The following is a 24,918-nucleotide window of genomic DNA, read 5'->3' on the forward strand; positions in this document are numbered from 1 at the left end:
GTGTTGTTCATTCAATTTCGCCTTGGAACAAGGTAAAATACTGATTTTTGAGCTTAAGCGACTCCTATGGCGCGCCGACTATATTCCTTATTGTTGCTAGTATTAGCACCTATTTTATTGAGTTATCTGTATTTTATTCGAGGTAGGAAAAGCCCTGACTATCGAACTCACTTTACAGAGCGCTTCGGCTTTAGCCTAAACAAGCTGCCACCACATGCTGTTGTGATCCATTGCGCCTCCGTTGGGGAAGTGCTTGCAGCCACCCCCCTCATAAAATCAGTACTTACAGAACAAGCTGCGGCTCCAATCATTGTCACTTGTAACACCCCGACAGGTAGAGAAGAGATAACAAAAGCTTTTCACAACAATGTTCAGGTACATGTCTGTTATTTACCCATAGATTTTGCTTTTGCGGTCAGAAAATTCTTCACTACCTTGAAGCCTAAATTCCTTATTGTGATGGAAACTGAGCTATGGCCTAATCTTTTTCATTACGCCAAACAAAACCAATGTAAAACTTTGGTAGTCAATGCCCGACTCTCTGAAAAATCATACCAAGGTTATAAAAAGCATGCTTGGTTAACGAAAGGCCTGATCAGCAACATAGACCTACTTGCAGCCCATAATGAAGAAGACGGCAATCGCTTCATCAAGCTTGGGCTCGTTCAATCTAAGCTTCACATTACCGGTTCAATCAAGTTTGATATCTCTGTCACTGAAGAAGAAATTGCAAAGGCAAGACAATTCCGAATAGGTTACCCCGAGCGGTTAATTTGGCTTGCAGGATCTACGCATCCTAAGGAGCATGAGCAAATCATTGCTGCACATCAGCGAGTATTAAAGCAAGTAAGTAATGCGTTACTCATTATCGCGCCTCGCCATCCCGAGCAGTTTCAAGCGGTTGCTGACTACCTCAATGAACAAGAGATCGCTTTTACCAGAAAGAGTAGTAACGGTATAAACGCAGAAGCTTCGGTCTTGTTAGCGGATACTTTAGGGGAATTAAAGTGGCTATTTGGCAGTGCCGATATCGCCTATATTGGTGGTAGCTTGATTGAACGCGGCGGTCATAACCCACTAGAAGCGGCGGCTCATGGTGTACCAATTTTAACCGGCCCACATACCTATAATTTTGCGCATATATACCCTCAACTATTAGCGCAACAAGGTGCCATCATCGTCGATAATGCGGACAAGCTTGCCGCTCAAATTGTTACGCTATTTGAAGATAAATCGCTTCGAACGCAAATCGGTGCTAACGCTCAATCGGTACTAGTTGAAAATACCGGAGCTATTGCTAAAACCATGAAACTAATCAATAAGAGCTTGGAATAATTCATGAATACAGTCATCTCTACAATGCAAAACTGGGTTAGCCAAGTCATTGTGAAATACAACTTTTGCCCGTTTGCTCGACAGGAAGTTGAAAATAACAGTATCCATTATTTCGTGTCTCAAGCAATAAGCCACGACGATGCCGTGATGGATATGTTGGAGCAGTGCTCAGAGTTAAACCATGAGTCAGAGCGAGAAACAACACTAGTTATATTTGATAAGGGTTTTAGCAATTTTGACGACTTTTTGGATCTCGTCGACCTAGCAAACGCTTTATTAGTAGCGCAAGGGTTTGAAGGCACTTATCAAATTGCTACTTTTCACCCAGATTATGTTTTCGCTGATAGTGATGAGCATGACGCAGCAAACTACACTAACCGCGCGCCCTACCCAACGCTCCACTTGATCCGCGAAGAAAGTATGGCTCAAGCGTTAGAAGACTATAACGATCCTGAACAGATCCCAGAAAATAATATTCGCCTCGCAAGACGTAAAGGGGAAGCGTTTTGGCAGCATTTGCTTCAGCAGTGCCACAAGCTTAAATAGTCAAAAGGCTGGTTTAGCCAGCCTTTTCTTGTAATATTTTGGAAGTATTACTTTTTCACCCAGCTGCCATTGACTTGAATATAATGGCCTGAATGCGTTTTGTTATACGCTTTTTTAGCAGCTAAGGCTTCCACTTGCTCAAGGGTAATACCGTTCTTTTTCGCTAATTGCTGGTATTTTTCTTTGCGCTTTTCATTCACTTCATCAACTAGCTGCTGTACACCTTGGCCATTTTTAACCACACCAAGATAGCCCGATGTAGTTTCGCCAACTAAACCCTGTGATTTAGCATCGTCAATGGAAATTGCGAATGCGGCGAAACTCATACTGAGCCCAATAATTAGGGTAGAGATTGCTTTTAGCTTCATAAATCCTCCTTAGAATAGCTCGCTGTCTTCGCTGAATAAATTGTCGAGTTCTTTATCCACCTTCACGCGGATCTCATGATCTACTTTTACATTTAAGTTAATCGTAATAGGCTCTTTGGTTTCTACTTGCACCTTATGAGTACAAGCGCTCAATACCAATAAAGCTGATATCACTAGCATCCATTTCATTCACTAACGCTCCTCTTTATTTAACGCATTTTCCACTTCGCGCGTAATCTCGTCGCTCAAGCGTAGGGCTCGTAATAAGGTAAACACATTTTCTGAGTGTGTATAGTTAAAGTTTACTGGTTGTTGTTGGCGTTTGTTAATTCCTGTAATTTTAACATCTAAGTCCAACCAGCCGTCTTCACTTAAATTTACGCCACTACTCAATTGCTCAATGGTCAACTCGTCAAGTACACCGATCACCGTTTGTAAGCTAGGTTGCTGCTCTTTTAGCGCATTAATTGATGCATTGTTTTCAACCTTTAACAGTCCTTCACCAACACTGTGTATTTGACCAGAGTCAATTCGCACACCCGATGAAGAGAGTTGCACTGGTAATATCCCTGAGATTAGCCCTTTCAGCTCAACGCCTGCATCATGCCCAGAGGCGGCAATAAGGTCCAAACTCAGTTTATCTAGCGATACCTGAACGACCTGCGGCGTTGAGACCAAACTAACTTCATCAATCCCCACGTTACCGGCAAAAACCTGTGCGTTAATATCTTTCAGTTTAGCCACGCCTGCTTCGCTGAGTAGTTGGCCTGTTATTGCTTGAACGATAACACCAGCTCTCAACTCTTCAACACTCAGTGTGGTTGGCTTGAGTTGAATATTAGCTGAACTTAATAGACCAAAGACATCAATCGTTGCATTTTGAATAAGCCGTTCATTAAATAACGCAGAGCCGTTTTGAATGCCCCCATCTAAGGTAAATATGCGCGTGGATAAATCCCCTTCGAGTACTGCATAGAAGTTACCATGGGTAATTTTTAAGTTCGGTAAAAGCGCGTCAATATATGGCTGAAGTTGAGTGAGCTGCTGTGTGGGCACATGTAATTGTGCTGGATGTTTTAAGCTTGAATATTGATGCTCAAGCAACGCCTTTACACCATCAATATTAATCACATGTGACGCCATCAATCCGCGGCTTTGCTGCCCTTTGCTGTCAATGCTCACGTTTTTCATACTGAGATCAGCTAAGTTAACTTCTGCTACCTTAGTATTGCCCGACAAGGTTGAAAAGATTTCTCCGGTCGCGACTGAGCCTTGCCAGTGCAGTGTCTGCGCAAACTCATTCAGTTTATAACTCTGCTGTTGTATCTGTGCACTGGTTAAGGTGAGGTTGATATCAAAATCATGTGTAGGCTCAAGCACAACTCGCCCGCTCAATGCACTCTGTTTTGCTGTTACATTCTCAACACTCAGGTTTTGCAGTTTTGAATCAAGCGTTATCGCAAAACTCATTCCTTCAGGTAAGACTCTGTGTAGTAGATGTCCACTTTTGAGTTTTGGCACATCTAGCTGCGCATGTAAATCAAGCGTCAAAGATGGATTATCAATCACTAAGCCTGATGTCGACAACTGGGTTGAGAATATGCTCGGCTGAGCCTCAACTGTAATTAGCTCGGTTGGATCACCCAATATTTTGAAGCGGCTATTGAGCTCGAGATTCTCAGCAATAACATCTTGCAGTGTAAGCTTTTGAAGGTCACTTGTGATTTCCCCGCTCATATTAACAAAATTTGGCCGCGCACTAAGCGCTCCAGCCAGTGTATGCGCGCCCCACTTATCATCGGAAAGTTCAAGGCGAATATCACCATTGACGAAAGGCTCAGTTAAGTCGACTGCCAACTCGTTAACTTCAAGCTGTAACGGTTTATCTTTACCTGTCACTTCAAGTAAATCTGTCGCGATTGAATCCGCAGAAATAGTAATTTCACTCGGTATACGAAGCTGCCAAGTGGTCGGTAACAGTTTGCTATATTCAAAAGTAAGACAATCAAGCGTTGATTTCGCTGAAATCGGCTCGGCAAGTGCTATCTTCCCCTGCTGCGTGGCTAAATCATACCGCCCTGACACAGCGCCTATATACGCAACGGTACCTTTACACTCAGCCTGTTCAAGCGCCACTAAAGTTTCAAGTTCTAGCTCTGTGTCCATAGCTAGACCATCGAATTCAAGTTGGCTAGTTCCTGAAAGGGCTTGGATCTGAGGAGGTAACAAAGCGCTGAGGTACTCGCCACTAAGGTCAATATTTGCAGCAATACGCTCTGGCTGCAACGTGACTTCTGCAGCGATGTCACCTGCTACTACAAATTGATTCAGCTCGGATTCCGAAATCGACACAACTAGAGGTTTTGGTAATGGCTCGCCAGATATGGAAAGCTCGGCAATACGCACTTGGGGTCTGGTGATGTCGAGTGGCAATGCAAGGCGCTGTGGCTTAGTTGCATCTGACTTTTTGGGCGGAAGAAGTTGCATGTCCGCTTTTTCAATATTGACTTGTTGCATGCTTAGTTGCGCATCATAAAGCTGGGCATTAAACGCATCTGTTCGCACACATGCTTTTGTAATATGGATACGATTGAAGCCCGACAAGCGCCAGTCAAGACAACTGACCTGAAGTTCATTAACGGGTATAAAATGTTTAATGGCCCAGAGCGACAAAGGAACTCTGGCAAGGTAAACACCCACTAAAACACTGAGTATCAACACTAAGCTCCAAAGCCATTTTTTCATTCGTATCCCTAAAATATGATTGGTATTTCCCTCTCAGTGTACCCGATAGATAATTATCGAGCCATGAATAAAAAAGGCCACCGAAGTGACCTTTTTCAAATATATGTCGCGTTAGCCTACTAGCTTGCGCGCATTGCGGAACATACGCATCCAAGGGCTATCTTCTTGCCACTCATCTGGGTGCCAAGAGTTTGCTACAGCTCTGAATACACGCTCAGGGTGCGGCATCATCACCGTTGCACGACCGTCTGTTGACGTCATGCCCGTAATACCAGCAGGAGAGCCATTCGGGTTAGCTGGGTACTGAGTGGTTGGATTACCGTAGTTATCAACAAACTTCACAGCAACTGAACCAGAATTCAGTGCCGTTTGTACCGCCGCTTCGCTTGCAAACTCAGCATGGCCTTCACCATGTGATACCGCGATTGGCATACGAGAGCCAGCCATGCCATCAAAGAAGATTGACGGGCTTTGCTGTACTTCAACTAAGCTGAAACGCGCTTCAAAACGCTCTGACTTGTTGGTGACAAAACGTGGCCAGTTTTCCGTGCCAGGGATCAGCTCTTTCAATGTAGAAAGCATCTGACAACCATTACATACACCTAAGCTGAAGGTATCTTGGCGTTGGAAAAAGCCTTGGAATTGCTCGCGTGCTGAGTCATGGAATAGGATTGATTTAGCCCAGCCTTCACCAGCACCTAAAACGTCACCGTATGAGAAGCCACCACATGCCACTAGGCCTTTGAATTGCTCTAGCGTTAAGCGACCTTCAAGGATATCGCTCATGTGTACGTCGATTGCCGCAAAGCCAGCACGGTTAAATGCTGCCGCCATTTCGATATGTGAGTTAACGCCTTGCTCACGCAAGATGGCAACTTGAGGCTTCACCCCTTTTGCAATGTAAGGCGCTGCGATATCTTCGTTTAGATCAAAGCTTAGTTTAACGTTAAGGCCCGGATCTTTGTCATCGAACTTAGCGTCAAACTCTTGCTTCGCGCAATCTGGGTTATCACGTAGTGCTTGCATCTGGTAAGTTGTCTCAGCCCAGATAGTGCGAAGCTCTGTGCGAGTATTTTCAAGTACTGCCTGACCGCCACGAGTAAAGATAACCTTGTCTTCACCGTTTAGCGTACCGATGCGATGTGCAATATCAGCAATACCGTGCTCGGCAAATACCGCTTCAACCGCAGCGATGTCGTCATTGCGAACTTGTAATACTGCGCCAAGCTCTTCATTGAATAGCACTTCTAAGTCTGTACCTTGCAGCGCATCTAATTCAATGCTCACACCCGTGTGGCCTGCGAACGCCATTTCCGCAGCAGTGGTGAATAGACCACCGTCAGAGCGGTCGTGGTAAGCGATAAGCTTGCCTGACTCAACTAATGCTTGTACCGCATTGTAGAAGCCTTTTAACAGCTCTGGGCTGTCAACATCAGGTGTCTTGTCGCCAAGTTGCTTGTACACTTGCGCTAAGCTTGAGGCACCAAGACGGTTTTGACCAGCACCTAAGTCAAGTAGGAATAGGCTGGTTTCACCCTTATCAGTACGAAGCTCAGGCGTTACTGTTTTGCGAATATCCTCAACACGACCAAATGCAGTGATGATAAGTGATAATGGCGCAGTCACAGACTTTTCTTCGCCATTCTCATCCCACTGAGTCTTCATCGACATTGAGTCTTTACCAACTGGGATTGTAAGGCCTAATGCAGGACATAATTCTTCACCAACCGCTTTAACCGCTTCGTAAAGACCCGCATCTTCGCCTGGGTGACCCGCAGCCGCCATCCAGTTTGCCGAAAGCTTAATGTTGTTTAGGCTACCGATATTAGCACCAGCGATATTGGTTAACGCTTCAGCCACCGCTAGACGAGCCGATGCACCATAGTTAAGTAGTGCCGCAGGGGTGCGCTCACCCATCGACATCGCTTCACCGTGGTAAGTATCGTAAGTTGCCGCCGTTACCGCACAGTTAGCGACTGGTACCTGCCAAGGGCCAACCATTTGGTCACGTGCAACCAAACCCGTTACGGTTCTGTCACCAATCGTGATAAGGAATGTTTTCTCAGCAATCGTTGGTAGGCGAAGTAAACGCTTAGCTGCATCTTCAAGCTCAATACCAGCTGTATCTAATGCTGTACCCACTACACGCTTTGACTCAACGTCACGATGCATTTTAGGTGGCTTGCCAAGTAATACGTCTAGTGGCAGGTCCACAGGATTATTATCAAAGTGGCTATCCGCTACTGTTAGATGACGCTCTTCTGTCGCTTCACCAATTACCGCATATTGTGCGCGCTCACGCTTACAAATTGCTTCAAAGCGAGCAAAGTCTTCAGCTGCAACCGCCAATACATAACGCTCTTGCGACTCGTTACACCAGATTTCGTGTGGTGCCATGCCAGGTTCATCGTTCGGGATGTTACGCAACTGGAACTTACCACCACGGCCGCCGTCGTCGACAAGCTCAGGAAATGCATTTGATAAACCACCCGCGCCCACATCGTGAATAAACGCAATTGGGTTATCATCACCAAGCTGCCAACATTTGTCGATCACTTCCTGACAACGGCGTTCCATCTCAGGGTTTTCACGCTGAACAGAAGCAAAGTCTAAATCTTCGTTTGATTGGCCAGATGCCATTGATGAAGCAGCCCCGCCGCCAAGACCAATGTTCATTGCAGGACCACCAAGTGCGATTAGCTTAGCACCTACAGGGATTGAGCCTTTTTGCACGTGATCTTCACGGATGTTACCTAAACCACCAGCGATCATGATTGGCTTGTGATAACCACGTACTTCCGCGCCATTGTGGCTTTCTACTTTTTCTTCGTAAGTACGGAAGTAACCCAATAGGTTTGGACGACCAAATTCGTTGTTAAATGCAGCGCCACCAAGTGGGCCATCAAGCATGATGTCTAATGCATTAACAATGCGTCCTGGTTTACCAAAGTTAGTTTCCCAAGGTTGCTCGAAACCCGGAATACGAAGGTTAGAAACCGTGAAGCCAACTAAACCTGCTTTTGGCTTAGAACCACGACCGGTTGCACCTTCATCGCGGATCTCACCACCAGAACCTGTTGATGCGCCAGAAAATGGTGCAATAGCCGTTGGGTGGTTGTGTGTTTCCACTTTCATCAGAATGTGGATATCTTCCTCGTGGTAAGCATATTCGCCGTCTGTATTTGGAAAGAAACGACCAGCTTTAGAGCCAACCATTACCGCTGCGTTATCTTTATACGCCGACAGTACGTTGTCGCTATTGGTTTCGTAGGTGTTTTTAATCATTTTAAACAGCGACTTAGGCTGCTCTACACCATCGATAGTCCAATCAGCGTTGAAAATTTTGTGACGACAGTGTTCAGAGTTTGCTTGAGCGAACATGAACAGTTCGATGTCATTAGGGTTACGGCCAAGCTTTTCAAAGCTTTCTACTAAGTAGTCAATTTCATCATCGGCAAGTGCAAAGCCTTGCTCAACGTTCGCAACCGCGAGTGCTTCACGGCCGCCGCCAAGAATATCCACTGAAGACATTGGGCGAGGCGTTTCCGTGCGGAATAATTTAGCTGCATCATCAAGCTCTGCATGAACAGATTCGGTCATGCGGTCATGAAGTAACTGTGCAACTTCTTCGAACTGAGCCTGTGTAAGTTCACCCTCAACATAATAAGCAATACCACGCTCAACACGGTGTACTTGCGTAAGACCACAGTTGTTTGCAATATCTGTCGCTTTAGAAGCCCAAGGAGAGATAGTTCCGATCCTTGGTGTTACCAAGATCAGTTTGCCCTCTGGCGTGTGCTCCGTAATAGTCGGTCCATACTTTAACAGGCTGTTTAGCTTAGTTAACTCAGCCTCTGAAAGCTCAGCCGTTAGATCAGCAAAATGCATGTACTCGGCATAAACATTGGTAACTGGTAATTGAGCTGCAGCGCAGGTTTTAAGGATCTTTTGGACTTTGAAATCTGAAAGTGCAGGTGCACCACGTAGGATTAACATAGGTATTTTCATCCGGGGTTAAGGATTGAACGATATCTTTGGGCGCTCATTATAGTGGAAATAGCGCGCGGAATTAACACTAATTTGTCAAAACTAGAAAATATCATGCAAATCTATCATTACCTTAAGTTAATTCGGCTTTTGCAATTATGATTTTGCTGCGGTAAGTTGAGATTTCGAGCACAAAAGAGAGCCTGGTTCATGTTTAAATACGTCTTTATGTGCTTTGTTGCCATCTGTTTAGTTGGGTGCGACAAAGCCCCTCTTAATCAGTTGCAACATATAAAACAAAATAAGGTATTACGTGTTGGCACGCTCGCGGGTCCGGGAAACTACTACCAAGGCACCACTGGAGAACAAGGGTTTGAGTATGAACTGGCCAGTGAATTTGCCAATGAGCTTGGCGTTGAATTACACATCGTTCCTTACTTTAACTTAGATGAGTTATTTGCAAGGCTAGATGCCGGAGACTTAGACATCGTCGCCTCCGCCGTGAGCTTTCATCCATCAAGAACAGCGCAATATCGTTTTGGTCCAACGTATAGAATGATCAGTCAAAAACTCGTGTACAAACAAGGGAGAGAGTGGCCTAGGGACTTTGATGATATTAAAGTGCCAATTACCGTACTTGCGCACAGCAATCATGTTATTGCTCTTGAAGAGGCTAAAACAAGCCATCCTCATTTGAGTTGGGAGGTTGTCTCAGATAAAGGTGAGGAAGAACTGCTTCAGGCCATCATTGATGGAGAGATTGACTACACCATTACAGACTCACATTCACTGGCCCTATTTAGACGCTACCACCCGACGGTCAGTATTGCGTTTTCAGTTACTAAAGATGAACATGTGGCGTGGATGATGCGTAACGAAAAAGACGATTCGTTATATGCGTTGCTGCCTGCATTTTTCGCTCGGGTACAACAAAACAACTTTTTGGCCACGCTCGAAGAGAAGTATTTTGGTCATATCGAAGAGTTTAACTATGTAAACACCTTAGCCTTTGTCGAAGCTGTACATAGTACCTTACCAACCTATCTCAAGTGGTTTAAAAGTTATTCGAAACAGCACAATATCGATTGGCGTTTGCTGGCTGCGGTCAGCTATCAAGAATCGATGTGGGATCCCAGAGCTAAGTCTCCAACTGGGGTTCGTGGCATCATGATGCTAACACAACCTACGGCTAAAAAAGTTGGCGTGACAAACCGCCTCAATGCCCAACAAAATATTGAAGGTGGTGCCAAATATCTACGTATTTTATTTGACCGTATGCCTGAAGAAATACAGCAGCCCGATAGTACCTGGCTTGCCCTTGCTTCTTACAATGTGGGCTGGGGACATGTACGAGATGCGCGTAACATTACTGCAGATCAAGGAGGCGATCCGAATAACTGGGCAGACGTTAAAAAACGACTACCACTACTTACTAAAAAGCGCTACTATCGAAATACAAGATATGGATATGCTCGTGGTGATGTCGCGGTAACGTATGTAGATAATATTCGCCGCTATTATGATGCACTAGTGTGGTTGGAAGACAACGGTGCACTCCTACCTGACAGCAGTAAAGCCTCTTCGCAAACGACTCCGGTTGATAATCCAGACAAAGCCAGTGAAGTCGAGAAGCAACAGTAATTTATATTTACTAAACTGGCTTGATAAATGCCTCAAAAGGTCATAAATCTGTCATAGGCATAGCGTATTTATACTAAATTAATATTTGGGGGCGTTACCCCCACCTAATCTCTCACATTCGGAGGTTCTATGTTGAGAAGACGTCGGAATCATCAATTTAAACGTAACACCAAATACACGTCGCCAAATCGCCGCCGTGTAATGATGAAAAATGCACACCGCAAAATGCTCTTGCGCCATCGTATTTTTGCGCTAATTCAAATGGAAGAGCAAAGGGACGCGAAAACAGCCACAGCGGTAGTACAGCCCTAAGTACTACCGTTTTTCAACTTTTTTGCTGCTTTAATCTCTTGCCGTCTGCGCTTAAAAAATGCAGACAGCTTTTCGCCACATGCCTCACCCAGTACGCCCGATGTAACTTCTAGTTGGTGATTGAGCTTTTCATGCTGTAGCAAATTCATTATCGAACCAGCCGCGCCCGTTTTTGCATCAGAGGCACCAAACACCACTCGGCTCAAGCGGCTATGGACCAGTAAACCGGCACACATTGGACATGGCTCAAGCGTCACATATAAAGTGCAATCAATCAGCCGATAATTTTCAACGACTTTGCCAGCTTCTCTAATAGCCATCATTTCAGCGTGAGCCGAAGGATCATGACAGGTAATTGAACGGTTCCAACCCGCAGCTATCATTTCACCATCTTTCACTACAACAGCACCGACAGGAATTTCGTTTTCGGCTTCAGCTTTGTCAGCAAAGGCTAGCGCCACTTTCATCCAATATTGATCATCTTTTACTTCTGACATGGTAATTTTATTGTCGTCTTCACCTAAAATGGAGTATATCACCTCCAGCAGAGCTCTGGTTAAGCTGCTATTCTTAAATAATCATAGTCACCAATACAGCAGCTTTTATAAGCAAACTCAGGATGTTACCTACATCTTTTTAATATTTTGCGGACATTATTGATAATTTTCGCAATTTTGCCGTGGCTCACAGGGTTGGATTTACGCTATAATTCGCCGCTTTTTTTATTTCGTAAGCTCAAAAACACACGGGTAGAATATGAAATTTCCGGGACGCCGTAGGCATAAACACTATTTTCCGGTGGAAGATAAAGATCCGCTTATTAACCAGTTACACGCTGATGATCGGCTAAAAAGGAGCTATATCTGTGGTATAGATCAAATCGTCGTTGATATCGAAGCGAAAGTGGATCAAGCTTTTCTTGATGAATTCCACTTACAGCGTGGTATGTCACAAGTGATAGACAATGATGTCACCAACGCCCTTTATGATAGGCTAAAACGTGATGACATGATCGACTATGAATTTGCCGGCGGTACCATAGGTAACACCATGCACAACTATTCGGTGCTAGCAGATGACCGTTCAGTTCTGCTTGGGGTGATGAGTGAAAACATAAAAATCGGCAGCTACGCCTATAAATTTTTATGTAACACTTCAAGCCGAGTTGATCTGGACTACTTGCAGCCAGTTGATGGCCCAATAGGTCGTTGCTTTACACTTATTGATGACAGTGGTGAGCGAACTTTTGCTATCAGTGCAGGATTAATGAACCACCTACGTCCTGAGTCTATTTGCCAAACGCTTATCGAAGAATCATCGGCGTTAGTGATCAGTGCTTATTTGATGCGTACGAGTGGCGACGAAACCATGACACAAGCAACGATGCAGGCGGTTGAGTATGCCAATAATGCTGGCATCCCCGTAGTATTAACACTTGGCACTAAGTTCTTAATTGAACAAGATCCAAAATGGTGGGCTGACTTCGTTGCTAAACATGTTGATATCCTGGCGATGAACGAAGAAGAAGGTGAGGCGATCACAGGCTTTAGCGATCCGCTTCTCGCCGCGGATAAAGCGCTGGATTGGGTTGATCTAGTCATTTGTACTGCAGGTCCTAAAGGGCTATTTATGGCGGGTTATGTTGATGACAGCTGCAAGCGTGTTACTGAATACCCGTTGCTACCTGGCGCTATTCCTGAATTTAATCGCTACGAATTCTCACGCGCCATGAAAAAAGCCCAATGTGAGCAGCCGATCAGAGCATACAGCCATACCGCTCCTTATATGGGTGGACCGGATATCATCAAGAATACTAATGGTGCCGGTGACTGCGCCCTTGCCGCTGTTCTGCATGATATTTGCGCCAATGAATACCATAAGCTGAATGTACCAAACTCGGCAAAGCATGAGCAAAGTGCAATTACATACTCATCTTTGGCACAGATAAGCAAATATGCAAACCGTGCAAGCTACGAGGTACTCGTTCAGCACTCTCCAAGGCTATCTCGAGGCCTACCTGAGCGTGAAGACTCACTAGAGCAATCATACTGGGAACAATAACGGTCCTTAGCCTGTTTAGGATTGGTAAAAATAGCGACTACGGTCGCTATTTTTATATTATGTAGTTTGTATATAACGTTGCATCAAAAAATAGCAGTACCAAGTTCATTGGATAGATATTCTAATGCCGCGATCCCAGCCAAAGAGTTACCAACTTTATCAAGCCCTGGCGACCATACCGAAATCGTAAAACGATTCGGCACGATAGCGATTATTGCCCCCCCGACACCCGACTTGCCAGGCATTCCTACTCGATAACCAAAGTCACCTGCAGCATCGTAAAGACCACTCGTAAACAACAGCGAGTTCATTTGCTTGGTTTGTTTTTTGGTAAGTATCCGCTGTTTTGATAAGTTGCAGTAACCTTGACTAGAAAGATACGAAAATGACTTTGCCAACTCAGTGGTATTCATTTCAATTGCGCAAAAATTGAAATATGACCACAACACATCCTCGACTTCATTGTTGAAATTACCAAATGACTTCATCAAATAAGCCATCGCTGCATTTCTATATCTGTGATCATATTCAGACTGTGCCACAACCTTATTGATACACAGCTTGTCGTTACCAGACATCGCTCTATAGCTTTCTAGCATGGTATGAATTGGAGCGGATAAACGAGAGTAAAGCGCATCACAAGTTACAATGGCACCTGCATTTATAAATGGGTTTCTTGGAATACCATTTTCGAACTCAAGCTGAGTTAAGGAGTTAAAAGCAGTGCCCGACGGTTCTTTTCCTACTCTACTCCAAAGTTCGTCACCATATCGCTGCAGCGCTAGCGTCAATGTCATTACTTTGGACACTGATTGAATTGTAAATCTAGCTTCAGTATCTCCGGCACAATAAGTTTCGCCATCTACCGTATGCAATGAAACAGAAAACTGCTCTAATGGCTGCTCAGCTAAAGCGGGAATATAGTTAGCAACTTTGCCTTGGCGTAACAACGGTTGAACTCGCTGCGCAGCCTGTTCTAAAATTTCTTGGTAATTTGGCATATGCTCGTAATTAAGGCTAGCTAGGATGATTGGAGAAGTGTATCAAAAAAGGCCCCGTAGGGCCTGATGTTTATCTGAAACTAAGGTTATTTCAGTTCCATTTCTTGAATAATCTCGTGCGCAATTGGTGGCGTTGTACTCACCGGCTTCTGATGTTTATTAGCTTTTAATTGACCTTTACGATGCTTCAAGGCTGCATCCAGCTTTTTAGACGCTTTAGCAATAGCAGGATACATCACTTCGTCTTCACCTTTTACCGATATTCGACTACCAGCGTAGTTTGTACTTATCTCCGTGTAAAATTGTTTGTGTTCTTTGCTGACGATGATGTCTAGGGATAACAACGACGGAAAATGGTTAGCGATCTTGGCAAACTTTTCATGAACGTGGTTTTTAACAGCATCGGTTACATCTACGTGATGGCCAGATAAATTAATCTTCATATGCAATCCTTCTTTTGCGTTTACCCTTAACAATAGTATTGGCACGATTGCTGGATTTCTCAAGAGCCCTAGCAGAAATTTATTACAAAAATTGGAAAGAAGCTGATTCTAATCAAAAAAACAGTTCTGGAAAAATTACGCGGTAATTAATCTCAAGTTTAGGTTTATTAGAAAATTCAGGCATAAAAAAAGCCCTAGGTAAGGGCTCTTTTCATATTGCGTAAACTTTAGAATTAAAGGCCTGCACGCTCTTTGATTACAGCAATCAATGCTGAACCACCGTGGTTTGACTCTGCCCATGCTAAATCTTTACCGTCTTCTAACGCGCTTTTTGGGATACTTTTAATAATGTATTCACCTGCATCGTTTGCGTTGCTAGCAATTGCATGTCTTAGTAAGTTATTACCGTTGCACTGGATTGCATCGTAAACATTACGCATTTTAAGGCGCGATGTTTTCAAAGCGTTACGAATGCGGTTTTTATCGTCCGCAGCGATATATTCACATATAGAAAGCGCCAACTGATCGTTTGCACTTACTGGTTTGCTGAAAGAAAAAGCTGCAACAGCGATAGAAGCTGACAGTAGCACGGTAGTTAATTTCATTACACAGACCCTTTAATACTTTATTCGTAGCATATAACTGGCTATATTTTAGCAACCTAAACAATTGTTAGCAAGAAACTCATAGTTTTTTGTTCAGAGTTACGAATTTATAACTATGGTTATTTCTTTCATCAGGTTCGTTACACTCAGTTTCAAGCACTTCCCATTCAGCAACTTGCTCGTAGTCAGGAAATTGAGTATCCCCTTCAACTTCTAAATCGATGAAGGTCAAATAGAGCCGCTGAGCATAAGGCAGAAATATGTCATATATATGACCACCACCAATTATCATAATTTCGTCACAACCCCTAACAGCACTAAGTGCGGCTTCAGGTGAAGCGAGGACTTCAATACCTTCTTGAGTATAGTCAAGATTTCTGGATATCACTATGTTTCTACGACCAGGAAGAGGCCTACCAATAGACTCAAATGTCTTTCGGCCCATAATCACAGGTTTACCTAGCGTAACCTTTTTGAAATGTTGAAGATCTGCAGGTAAGTGCCACGGCATATCGTTATCTTTTCCGATAACACGCTTATTTGCCATCGCAGCTATCATTGAAATTACCACAACGCACCTTTATAGTATTTTAGTATTAGTTTATACACACAATTAGCATGCAAGATGTTTGATTAGTATATCATCTTCAACGGAACTACGGCGAGAATACTGAGTTGAAGTGATACACCATTCAATATGCATGAAAAAGGCCCATATAATAGGCCTCTTAGAGTAAACTCAATGTAACTTAACGCTCGTAAATAACTTCAACATCGTAGTCGTCGTCATCCCAGTCATCCCAGTCATCATCGTCGTTCTTATCATTTTTAGTTGCATGTCTGTGGTATGTATCCCACTTAAATTCAACTTCTTCTTGCTGTTCTTCTTCGAACTTATCTTTTGGCATGCTTTCAAGAAGGTTCATGATATCAAAGCAAAGAGGTTGCGTGTTTAGCTTGTTTGCAGCAGAGATCATATAAAAGTTTTCTGCGTCTAGCTCTTCAGCAATACGGGCGCATACTTCTTCTCTTTCTTCTTCAAGCAATAAATCCACTTTATTTAGCACTAGCCAACGAGGCTTTTCCGCTAATTTAGGGCTGTATTGATGCAGTTCGTTAATAATAGCGAAGCCATTCTCAACAGGATCACTACCGTCAACCGGCATCACATCAATAATGTGCAATAACACTCGACAGCGCTCTAAGTGCTTTAAGAAACGAATGCCAAGGCCTGCACCGTCCGCAGCACCTTCAATTAGACCTGGGATATCGGCAATTACAAATGACTTGCTCGCTTCAGGTCTCACAACGCCTAAATTAGGCACTAGCGTGGTAAATGGATAGTCAGCGACTTTTGGTTTGGCAGCGGATACACTGCGGATAAACGTAGATTTACCAGCATTTGGCAGACCTAACAAACCGACGTCTGCAAGCAGCATCAATTCTAAGCGAAGGTTACGAACTTCACCTTGAGTACCTAGCGTTTTCTGTCTTGGTGCGCGATTAGTACTTGACTTAAAACGCGTATTACCAAGACCGTGATACCCACCTTTCGCTACGATCAGCTTTTGTCCGTTTTTGGTCAAATCACCTAAACATTCTTCAGTATCGACATCTGTAACTCTTGTACCAACTGGTACCTTAAGTACTAAGTCCTGACCCTTTTTACCGGTACAATTACGGCCTTGACCATTGGTACCACGCTCAGCCCTGTGAAAGCGTTCAAACTGATAGTCGATAAGCGTATTTAAATTTTCATCAGCCTGCAGGAATACACTACCGCCATCGCCACCATCACCACCGTCTGGGCCACCATCAGGCACAAACTTTTCGCGGCGGAATGAAACGACACCACTGCCCCCATCTCCGGCTTCCGCTCTAATCTCTACTTCATCGACAAACTTCATGGTTTAAACTCTTTAACTCTGTCTGAATTCACTACACCATTATAGCAGCAGCGACAAATCGCTCCTAATACCAATTGTATTAATACGCCTTGATATAGCTAATTTGGTAATTGATGTGCTGAAAACAAAAAACCCCGCCTAAGCGGGGTTTTTTAGTATTTAATACCGATTACTCAGCAACGATGCTAACGTATTTACGGTTTAAAGGACCTTTCTGCTCAAAAACAACTTTACCGTCTGCTTTTGCGAAGATTGTGTGGTCTTTACCGATACCTGCGTTAGAACCAGCGTGGAACTTAGTACCACGTTGACGAACGATGATGCTACCCGCTAAAACTGATTCGCCACCAAAACGTTTAACACCTAAGCGTTTACTTTCTGAATCGCGACCGTTACGAGTACTACCAGCTGCCTTCTTATGTGCCATCTTTCTGTACCTCTAAAAATTAAGCGCTAATGCCAGTGATTTTAACTTCAGTGAACCACTGACGGTGGCCCATCTGCTTACGAGAATGCTTACGACGTCTAAACTTAACAATCTTAATCTTCTCGCCACGACCGTGAGATACAACTTCAGCTGTAATTTTACCACCGTTAACAAACGGTGCACCGATCTCGATCTTTTCACCATCAGCAATTAGAAGTACTGAATCAAATTCAACTGCTGCACCAGTTTCAACGTTTAGCTTTTCTAAACGAATTGTTTGACCTTCAGTCACACGGTGCTGTTTACCACCACTTTGGAAAACCGCGTACATAATTAACTCCGTCTGTGCGCCCTCAAATCGACGCAACTTAATATTCTTCAATAGGGCGCGAAGTTTACGCTAATGCGTATCTTGGCGCAAGAGTAAATTTGAAGAAAGTGAATAAAATTTAGCTCGTAAGAGGGCAATCAAATATTTTCCCCTATTCTAGTCAAAAAAATGTCAAAGCCAAGCTCTTTTTTCTCTCAATTCATCAGACAAAAGGCGAATCTATGGTTTACCTAATACAGTACCAAATGAGATTTCACTGTACCTATTTCACCCATTACGCGACCATTAAAAGCACAAAAAGTAAGCATAAAAACGTTTTTTTATAAGCAACTACGACAATTTATCGAGTCGATGATTTTTTTGTAGTACAATCGCCGAGTTTATTCATTTTCGGTTAATAGATTGGCTCGGAGCGCAATGGATATAAAAACTATCCAAAATTTGGTTGAGCAAGATATGCTTGACGTCAACCAACTTATACATCAACAAATGCAATCTGATGTTGCACTTGTAAAACAGCTAGGTTTATACATTGTAAATAGCGGAGGAAAACGCATCCGCCCGATGTTAGCCCTTTTGGCCGCCCGAGCATTAGGTTACGAAGGTGATAAACACATCACACTAGCGACAATTGTAGAGTTTATTCACACTGCAACTTTACTCCATGATGACGTGGTTGATGAGTCATTACTGCGCCGTGGAGAACCGACTGCAAATGCAGAGTTTGGAAATGCGGCAAGCGTATTGGTTGGTGACTTTATCTACACTCGCTCATTCCAGTTGATGGTTGGCCTTGGCAATATGGAAGTCATGCAGATCTTAGCGGATGCGACTAATATTATCGCTGAGGGCGAAGTGTTACAGCTAATGAACTGTAATGACCCAGATACAACTGAAAAGAGCTATATGCAGGTTATCTACAGCAAAACGGCAAAACTATTTGAAGCTGCAACTTTACTACCTGCTGTAGTGTTAGAGCAATCAGACGAAATTAAAACTGCGCTTAAGCTTTACGGTATGCATTTAGGCACAGCCTTCCAACTTGTAGACGATATTCTTGACTACAGTGCTAACGCAGAATTGCTGGGCAAGAATATTGGCGATGATCTCGCCGAGGGTAAACCTACGCTTCCGCTTATTTATGCAATGCAGCATGCAAATGCTCAGCAAACAGCTCAAATCAGAAAAGCAATAGAAAGTGGTAATGGGCTTGATTATCTTGAAGATATATTAGCAACACTAGCCGAGACTAAAGCACTTGACTTCACGATGGCTAAAGCCCAAGAAGAAGCCCAAAAAGCGATTGCACAATTGAGCGTTTTACCTGACTCAGTGCATAAAGAAGCACTTATAGGACTTGCTAAACTTTCTGTGGATAGAGAGTATTAATCGTCCCCTAGCCAGTTTATGAGCTATAAAAAGGTCGCTGATGCGACCTTTATTTTTCTGGTGGCCTGTAGCCTTCAATTTCGACTTCTTTATCTTCAAACAAAAAGCCGACCATCTGCTCTTCAAGCATTTGCCTATGCTCAGGATCCATCATATTAAGATGCTTTTCGTTAATTAGCATAGTTTGCTTATGCTGCCATTGCTGCCAAGCTTCTTTGGAGATGTTATTAAATATACGTTCACCAACTTCTCCTGGATACAGTTGAAAATCCAGTCCAGGCGCTTCCTTTTGTAACTTTTGACAAAATACCGTACGTGCCATGAGTATCTACCTCTTCAATTTTAATCGTGCACTCAATGAGAGTCAGCACCAGTGATGGTGTCAGTTTACCCTATTGCGGTTAATACTTTAACCAACTTTTTAGTCGGCGCAGCGAGCCCAACCTCTGGCGGGTTATGAGTATCGAACCACAGCAATTGCTGATCATGCACACAATCTGGCATACTTTTTACTTCTACAACCACGGGGGTAATAGTTAACTCAAAATGCGTAAAAATATGCACAAAGGGTTCAAGTGTATTTGTACATTCAAGTTTAAGTTCTTGCTGCTTAATAAACGCGTCTAACTCATCTTGCTCTGCAAACTCAAAAAAGCCGAATAACCCACCCCATATTCCACTCGAAGGGCGCTTCTCCATCAAAACTTTATCATCACATTTAATTATTAAGTGGTGAGTACGCTTTTTTGGTTTCTCTTTTTTGGGTTTAGGGTTTGGAAACTCTTTAACCCGATTATTTTTGAACGCCGAACATTCCTCAACAAGTGGGCAAACATCACAGTTTGGCTTACTTCTGGTACATACGCCTGAACCTAAATCCATCATAGCCTGATTAAACGCTCTTACATCACCGCTTGGCGTGACGGCATCACTCAAAGACCATAACTGATTTTCGACCTTTTTTACTCCGTACCAACCCTCAACCATATAAAACCTAGCTAGGACTCGCTTAACATTACCATCGAGTATTGGATGATGCTGACCAAGCGCAAGAGAGAGTATCGCACCTGCGGTAGAGCGACCAATGCCCGGTAAGTCCATCACCGCTTCTAATGTTTGTGGGAATTCACCTTTATAGCTATCTCTGATCACTTTTGCAGCTTTATGAAGGTTTCTTGCTCTGGCGTAATAACCAAGCCCAGTCCAATGGTGTAACACTTCATCTTCCGGTGCATCGGCCAACGCAATTACTGTTGGGAAGCGCGCCATAAAGCGCTCGAAATAAGGAATAACTGTGGTTACTTGAGTCTGCTGTAACATCACCTCAGAAATCCATACTTTATACGGTGTTTTTCCGAGTTGCCACGGCAGTGTTTTTCTACCATGAAGGTGATACCAAGACACAACTTGCTCACCAAACCACTTAGCTTGTTGCTGGCTAACTTTCATAAACTTGTCTAGTACTTGCTACAAAAGCCGCCAGTGTAATCACAATTGCTTTAATAGTCACCACGTAAAATTTCACTCTATACTTGTTTATTGCCAACTGAATGACGATAATGTGCGACCATTTTCACGAGCATAGAAATGACCATGAACGAATCAAGCAAAAGTGCGCTCGAACAGGCGCAGGAAGAAGGCAAGTACATCAGAAAAGTGCGTAGCTTTGTTAAGCGTGAAGGACGTCTTACTAAAGGCCAAGCAGCATCGCTAGAAAAATGCTGGCCAACAATGGGACTGGAGCACCAACAAGGTTTGCTGGACTTTACAGAAGTATTTGGTAACAGCAATGAAGTCGTTCTTGAGATTGGATTTGGGATGGGTAAGTCTCTCGTTGAGATGGCAAAAAATAACCCTCAACAAAACTTTATTGGCATAGAAGTACACCGTCCAGGTGTAGGTGCTTGCTTGATGGATGCAGATGAACAAGGCATCACTAACTTACGTGTTTTTGAACACGATGCAGTTGAAATCTTAGCGGATTGTATCGCTGATGGCAGCCTTGCTAAATTACAACTATTCTTCCCTGATCCATGGCATAAAAAGCGTCACCACAAACGTCGCATTGTACAACTTGAATTTGCTGAGAAAATACGCCAAAAGCTTAAAGTAGGTGGCGTGCTCCATATGGCAACTGACTGGGAAAACTATGCCGAGCATATGCTTGAAGTGATGAGCGCAGCACCTGGTTATAAAAACCAGTCGCAAAGCAATGACTATGTTCCTCGCCCAGACTTTAGACCGCTTACTAAGTTTGAACAACGAGGCCATCGTTTAGGACATGGCGTTTGGGATTTAATGTTCGAGCGTATTAGCTAAACAGCCCCTCTTTATAATGGAGCGGCTCAACAGGCTGCTTCATCGCCCATCTATTTGAGTACATTCACTAGGAGTTAGCGTTGCAGTTTACCAACCCGAGTTTATTACTACTTCGTAATGAAGAAGAGCTTATTGCCAACAATATTCTGGTTATTAACCATCAGCGCGACGGCTTCCTACGTGAATTAAAAGCGCTCAATCCAAGTTCGGCAATTCATGCATTTAGTTTCGATTTTGCAGACCACCTTCACGCCGATAAAATCGCCGACGTTAAGAGCTATGTAGACCATCAACTACCGCAGTTGCAAAATATTGATTTAGTTATTTATTATTACCCTAAATCAAAACCTGAAGCGCAAATGGTATTTGATAACATCCGCCACTTGAGCACGGCTGAAACTAGGTTACTCGTTGTTGGCGAAAACAAAAGTGGGGTGAAAAGTGCAGAAAAGCAACTTAAAGAGCACGCTGCACACTGTTATAAATTAGAAAGCGCAAAACACTGCATTTTGTATGAGTTTGATCAGCTTACTACCAACCCAAATTTTGATTTAAGCCATTATGTACAGACATTTTCAGTGCGTATCGCCAAGACCGAGTTTACTGCCGCAAGTTTGCCTGGTGTATTTAATCATGGGAAGCTCGACGCAGGTACTCAACTATTACTAGAAAATGTCACCCTTCCCTATAAAGGTAAAGTGTTAGATTTTGGCTGTGGTGCTGGGCTTATTGCCTGCTACGCCTTATTGAACAACCCAACACTTAAATTCACCTGTTTAGATGTCAATGCACTTGCGCTGTTTGCCACGCAGCAGACTTTAGCTTTAAACAACCTCAGTGCAACTTTGTTACTTAGTGACGGTTTAAGTGAATTGAATGGTAAATTCAACCTTATTTTAAGCAATCCACCATTTCATACAGGCCTTTCAACAGACTATGATATCGCTGAGCAATTTCTACATAACATTAAGCGTCATATGGATACCAAGTCTAATATTCAGTTAGTTGCAAATAGCTTCTTAAAATACCCACCTATTTTAGAAGCTCAGTTTGAACAGTTTGAAGTTGTCACTAAAAACACTAAATTCGCCATCTATAAAGCGCAGTAGTTTACTAACTCTAAGGTTTACTTGCTTATATCAAGTAAACCTTAACTCAAACCCACCTTTTATCTTTTCATTTTCAAAGATTTGCTCTACTTTATTATAATGAGTTATTGGATCTCAAAAGCTCTGTAGCCGCAGCTAAGGCTGATCATACAGCTGGAATAAGAATGAGTAAGCAATTAACCAAAACAAGCATAAGAAAAGTATTGATCAGCGCAGTGATGCTTGTAACCGCGCTGTGCCTCTCTTTATCCATATCTATTTCCACTTACCTTGATGTAAAAGAGCAAAAGCAACTGATCATCAACAAAATAGAGATGATAGCCGACATCGTTGCGTTCAATTCTCAGATCACAATTTTATTCGATGATCGAAAAACAGAAGATGCACGTCTAAAGTCTTTTCAACAAGTGGATATCATCAAAAACATCCATATCTATGCCATGGATGACGTAACCAACAGCCCTGTGTTTTTTACCAGCTACAACGCCAGTCGAACACCACCTGTACCACTAAAGGTTAATCAAATTGAAGAGTTAAAAACCCCCAAGGTCTCAGAAGACTACATTGAATTGATTAAACCTGTAATTTATGAGGGGAATATTGAAGGTTATGTTTATGTCCGCGGCGGTTTAGAAAGGCTCTCAAACTATATAAATAAAAAAATCTTGGTAGATATCGCGCTCACCTTATTCGTACTTCTCCTCGTATTGCTAGTTTCAAGGGGGATCCAAAAGCGTATAGCTACGCCAATTGAAGGACTCTCAGCTCTATTGCAGGACGTTTCAAAAAATCATAATTACAGTGCTAGAGCTCCTGGTAGCAATATTGCAGAACTAAACGTACTAGCAAATAACTTAAATATCATGTTAGCTCGCACCGAGAATCAACTAGAGCGTCATAAAGCTGACAAGCAAGAAATAAAACAACTCAACCAGAGCTTGGAGGAAAAAGTTAATCAACGCACAATTGCGCTAAGAGAGGCTAACCAAGAATTGCTGAATGCTTTAGAGCGTATGCATCAATACCAAAACCAAATCATCGAGAACGAAAAAATGGCTTCGCTGGGGCAAATGGTGGCAGGTGTTGCCCACGAGGTAAATACCCCTATCGGTTTGGGGATCACAGGTTCTACGTTGTTAAGAGACAAATTATCCGATATTCGCGAAGCGTTTCAAACAAAGTCTCTGACCTCCAAACAGTTAGAGCGCTTTGTTAACGATGGAATTGAAAATCTTGATCTCATCTACCGCAACCTAAACCGAGCGGCTGAGCTGGTTTCTAGCTTTAAGCGCCTTGCCGTAAGCCAGGATCTAGAAGTGAACTCACGAATAGATTTGTCAAACCTACTTACTGAAGTCGTAGCATCTATGCGAGCTGAACTCTCCACAAAACAACCTGAAGTGACTATTGACTGTGACTCTGGACTTGCAATCGAAAGTAAAGCGGGACCATTACAACAAGTGTTAGAGCAGCTTATATCCAACTCCTTACTCCATGGTTTTAAAGATCAACAAAACAATAGCATTTCAATTACTGTGAAACCATCAATGGGACAACTTGCTATTGAATATGCAGACAACGGAATGGGTGTACCCAAAGCAATTAAAAAGCGCATCTTCGATCCGTTTGTCACAACTCGTAGAGGTGAGGGAGGAAGCGGCCTAGGTATGCATTTGGTTTATAACCTGGTAACCCAAGCACTTGGAGGCTCGATCACTTTAGATGAAGAATTTAGCCAAGGTGCTAAGTTTATTATATCTCTTCCTCTGTCGGGTAATCTAAAATGAGGTTGATTAATCTAGTTGTTTTGCTTTTATTTGTCTCCTTAAATACAACTGCAAAATCACCAGATCAGGTTCGTTCTGCTTTTCTCTATCAGATGGCAAAATTCGTCGAGTTTCCCGACGAAAACACAAAAAACAGTATTCAATTTTGCTTCTATTCACTTGAATCCGGGCCGGCTGCTGAACTAAAAAGTGCAACAAAGCTAAATGTGCGAGGCAAACCCATTGAGCTCGTAGAAGCAAAAAAAACGTGGAGCTATAGGGAACTTTCCAGTGCTTGCGATATCACATACATTGATGAAACTAGCGAAAATGATATACTGTCCGCTTGGACCGATACAATAGAGTCAAACATGTTGACCGTGGGCGAAAGTATTGAGTTTTTAGAAAGAGGCGGGATTGCTTCTTTGGTCCAAGAAGGGAGCAAAATTCGACTGTATATAAATAAGCAAGCACTAGAAAAACAGTACTTCATCGTACGCTCAAGGCTGCTTGCCGTATCCAAGTTTCATCCCAACTGATTTTACTTGTTAACAATTGGATAAGCTCCTATAATCGTAAATATTCGGATTTATTATATAAGTCCGGACACATTGTAAATTATATAT

At 43.1% G+C, this 24,918-nt stretch carries 24 protein-coding genes; 10 read left to right on the forward strand and 14 right to left on the reverse strand.

Annotated elements, in window-relative coordinates; all coding sequences use genetic code 11:
• Positions 1–66 precede the first annotated feature (66 nt).
• Positions 67–1,335: a lipid IV(A) 3-deoxy-D-manno-octulosonic acid transferase gene (gene waaA, locus JJQ94_RS20470; RefSeq protein ID WP_099030455.1), complete on the forward strand. Its 1,269-nt coding sequence runs from the start codon at positions 67–69 to the stop codon at positions 1,333–1,335.
• A gap of 3 nt (positions 1,336–1,338) precedes the next feature.
• On the forward strand, positions 1,339–1,881 hold the full coding sequence (locus JJQ94_RS20475; protein WP_099030454.1) for a DUF1415 domain-containing protein: 543 nt from the start codon (positions 1,339–1,341) through the stop codon (positions 1,879–1,881).
• A 47-nt stretch (positions 1,882–1,928) separates the two neighbouring features.
• Here the strand turns inward: JJQ94_RS20475 and JJQ94_RS20480 are convergent, their stop codons facing one another.
• The 4 genes from JJQ94_RS20480 to purL all read right to left on the reverse strand — a co-directional run bounded on the left by JJQ94_RS20480 (position 1,929) and on the right by purL (position 8,990).
• Positions 1,929–2,249 carry a YdbL family protein gene (locus JJQ94_RS20480; protein WP_017216535.1) on the reverse strand — a complete coding sequence of 107 codons (321 nt, stop codon included), beginning with the start codon at positions 2,247–2,249 and terminating at the stop codon, positions 1,929–1,931.
• A gap of 9 nt (positions 2,250–2,258) precedes the next feature.
• Complete coding sequence (locus tag JJQ94_RS20485; protein ID WP_010374602.1) at positions 2,259–2,438, reverse strand: YnbE family lipoprotein; 180 nt, start codon at positions 2,436–2,438, stop codon at positions 2,259–2,261.
• Between the two features lie 3 nt (positions 2,439–2,441).
• Entirely contained in the window at positions 2,442–4,994 is a 2,553-nt protein-coding gene (locus tag JJQ94_RS20490) for an intermembrane phospholipid transport protein YdbH family protein (RefSeq protein WP_099030453.1), read from the reverse strand.
• Positions 4,995–5,105: 111 nt separating this feature from the next.
• Positions 5,106–8,990, reverse strand: coding sequence for a phosphoribosylformylglycinamidine synthase (purL, locus tag JJQ94_RS20495; protein WP_099030452.1), 3,885 nt, complete (start codon positions 8,988–8,990; stop codon positions 5,106–5,108).
• 201 nt (positions 8,991–9,191) lie between these two features.
• On the opposite strand from purL, the gene mltF reads away from it, so the two are divergent.
• Complete coding sequence (gene mltF, locus JJQ94_RS20500; RefSeq protein ID WP_099030451.1) at positions 9,192–10,622, forward strand: membrane-bound lytic murein transglycosylase MltF; 1,431 nt, start codon at positions 9,192–9,194, stop codon at positions 10,620–10,622.
• A 129-nt stretch (positions 10,623–10,751) separates the two neighbouring features.
• Positions 10,752–10,934, forward strand: coding sequence for a hypothetical protein (locus JJQ94_RS20505; RefSeq protein WP_010374594.1), 183 nt, complete (start codon positions 10,752–10,754; stop codon positions 10,932–10,934).
• Here the strand turns inward: JJQ94_RS20505 and tadA are convergent.
• Positions 10,931–11,431: a tRNA adenosine(34) deaminase TadA gene (gene tadA, locus JJQ94_RS20510; RefSeq protein WP_099030450.1), complete on the reverse strand. Its 501-nt coding sequence runs from the start codon at positions 11,429–11,431 to the stop codon at positions 10,931–10,933. The genes JJQ94_RS20505 and tadA overlap by 4 nt on opposite strands.
• A 259-nt stretch (positions 11,432–11,690) precedes the next feature.
• On the opposite strand from tadA, the gene JJQ94_RS20515 reads away from it, so the two are divergent.
• Positions 11,691–12,995 (forward strand): inosine/guanosine kinase, encoded by a 1,305-nt coding sequence (locus JJQ94_RS20515; protein ID WP_010374590.1) that lies wholly within the window; start codon positions 11,691–11,693, stop codon positions 12,993–12,995.
• Between the two features lie 83 nt (positions 12,996–13,078).
• Here JJQ94_RS20515 and glsB read toward each other — a convergent pair whose 3' ends face one another.
• The 7 genes from glsB to rplU all read right to left on the reverse strand — a co-directional run bounded on the left by glsB (position 13,079) and on the right by rplU (position 17,709).
• Positions 13,079–13,996 (reverse strand): glutaminase B, encoded by a 918-nt coding sequence (gene glsB, locus JJQ94_RS20520; protein WP_099030449.1) that lies wholly within the window; start codon positions 13,994–13,996, stop codon positions 13,079–13,081.
• 86 nt (positions 13,997–14,082) lie between these two features.
• Entirely contained in the window at positions 14,083–14,439 is a 357-nt protein-coding gene (gene hpf / locus JJQ94_RS20525; RefSeq protein WP_010374586.1) for a ribosome hibernation-promoting factor, HPF/YfiA family, read from the reverse strand.
• Positions 14,440–14,672: 233 nt separating this feature from the next.
• Entirely contained in the window at positions 14,673–15,044 is a 372-nt protein-coding gene (locus JJQ94_RS20530) for a DUF3718 domain-containing protein (RefSeq protein WP_010607605.1), read from the reverse strand.
• A gap of 79 nt (positions 15,045–15,123) precedes the next feature.
• Positions 15,124–15,615 carry a type 3 dihydrofolate reductase gene (gene folA / locus JJQ94_RS20535; protein ID WP_367302666.1) on the reverse strand — a complete coding sequence of 164 codons (492 nt, stop codon included), beginning with the start codon at positions 15,613–15,615 and terminating at the stop codon, positions 15,124–15,126.
• Positions 15,616–15,793: 178 nt separating this feature from the next.
• Positions 15,794–16,951 carry an Obg family GTPase CgtA gene (cgtA, locus tag JJQ94_RS20540; RefSeq protein ID WP_069022786.1) on the reverse strand — a complete coding sequence of 386 codons (1,158 nt, stop codon included), beginning with the start codon at positions 16,949–16,951 and terminating at the stop codon, positions 15,794–15,796.
• A 169-nt stretch (positions 16,952–17,120) separates the two neighbouring features.
• A complete protein-coding gene (rpmA, locus tag JJQ94_RS20545) occupies positions 17,121–17,378 on the reverse strand; it encodes a 50S ribosomal protein L27 (RefSeq protein ID WP_010374578.1) in 258 nt (85 codons plus the stop codon).
• Between the two features lie 19 nt (positions 17,379–17,397).
• A complete protein-coding gene (gene rplU, locus JJQ94_RS20550; RefSeq protein ID WP_010374575.1) occupies positions 17,398–17,709 on the reverse strand; it encodes a 50S ribosomal protein L21 in 312 nt (103 codons plus the stop codon).
• Between the two features lie 417 nt (positions 17,710–18,126).
• Between rplU and ispB the strand changes: the two genes are divergently transcribed.
• Entirely contained in the window at positions 18,127–19,098 is a 972-nt protein-coding gene (gene ispB / locus JJQ94_RS20555) for an octaprenyl diphosphate synthase (protein ID WP_099030447.1), read from the forward strand.
• A gap of 49 nt (positions 19,099–19,147) precedes the next feature.
• On the opposite strand, the gene JJQ94_RS20560 is transcribed toward ispB, so the two are convergent.
• Positions 19,148–19,420, reverse strand: coding sequence for an oxidative damage protection protein (locus JJQ94_RS20560; protein ID WP_010379401.1), 273 nt, complete (start codon positions 19,418–19,420; stop codon positions 19,148–19,150).
• 65 nt (positions 19,421–19,485) lie between these two features.
• The gene (gene mutY / locus JJQ94_RS20565; RefSeq protein WP_099030446.1) at positions 19,486–20,547 is read right to left on the reverse strand and encodes an A/G-specific adenine glycosylase; all 1,062 of its coding nucleotides are present in this window, start codon (positions 20,545–20,547) and stop codon (positions 19,486–19,488) included.
• Between the two features lie 144 nt (positions 20,548–20,691).
• Here mutY and trmB point away from each other — a divergent pair, with 144 nt between their 5' ends.
• The 4 genes from trmB to JJQ94_RS20585 all read left to right on the forward strand — a co-directional run bounded on the left by trmB (position 20,692) and on the right by JJQ94_RS20585 (position 24,831).
• On the forward strand, positions 20,692–21,417 hold the full coding sequence (gene trmB / locus JJQ94_RS20570) for a tRNA (guanosine(46)-N7)-methyltransferase TrmB (protein ID WP_099030445.1): 726 nt from the start codon (positions 20,692–20,694) through the stop codon (positions 21,415–21,417).
• A gap of 80 nt (positions 21,418–21,497) precedes the next feature.
• Positions 21,498–22,526: a methyltransferase gene (locus JJQ94_RS20575; RefSeq protein ID WP_099030444.1), complete on the forward strand. Its 1,029-nt coding sequence runs from the start codon at positions 21,498–21,500 to the stop codon at positions 22,524–22,526.
• Between the two features lie 164 nt (positions 22,527–22,690).
• Positions 22,691–24,313: a sensor histidine kinase gene (locus tag JJQ94_RS20580; protein WP_099030443.1), complete on the forward strand. Its 1,623-nt coding sequence runs from the start codon at positions 22,691–22,693 to the stop codon at positions 24,311–24,313.
• Complete coding sequence (locus tag JJQ94_RS20585) at positions 24,310–24,831, forward strand: YfiR family protein (RefSeq protein WP_099030442.1); 522 nt, start codon at positions 24,310–24,312, stop codon at positions 24,829–24,831. The genes JJQ94_RS20580 and JJQ94_RS20585 overlap by 4 nt, the downstream gene beginning before the upstream one ends.
• Positions 24,832–24,918 lie beyond the last annotated feature (87 nt).

The sequence above is a fragment of the Pseudoalteromonas sp. GCY genome (assembly GCF_016695175.1).
In the GTDB taxonomy this organism is placed as follows: domain Bacteria; phylum Pseudomonadota; class Gammaproteobacteria; order Enterobacterales; family Alteromonadaceae; genus Pseudoalteromonas.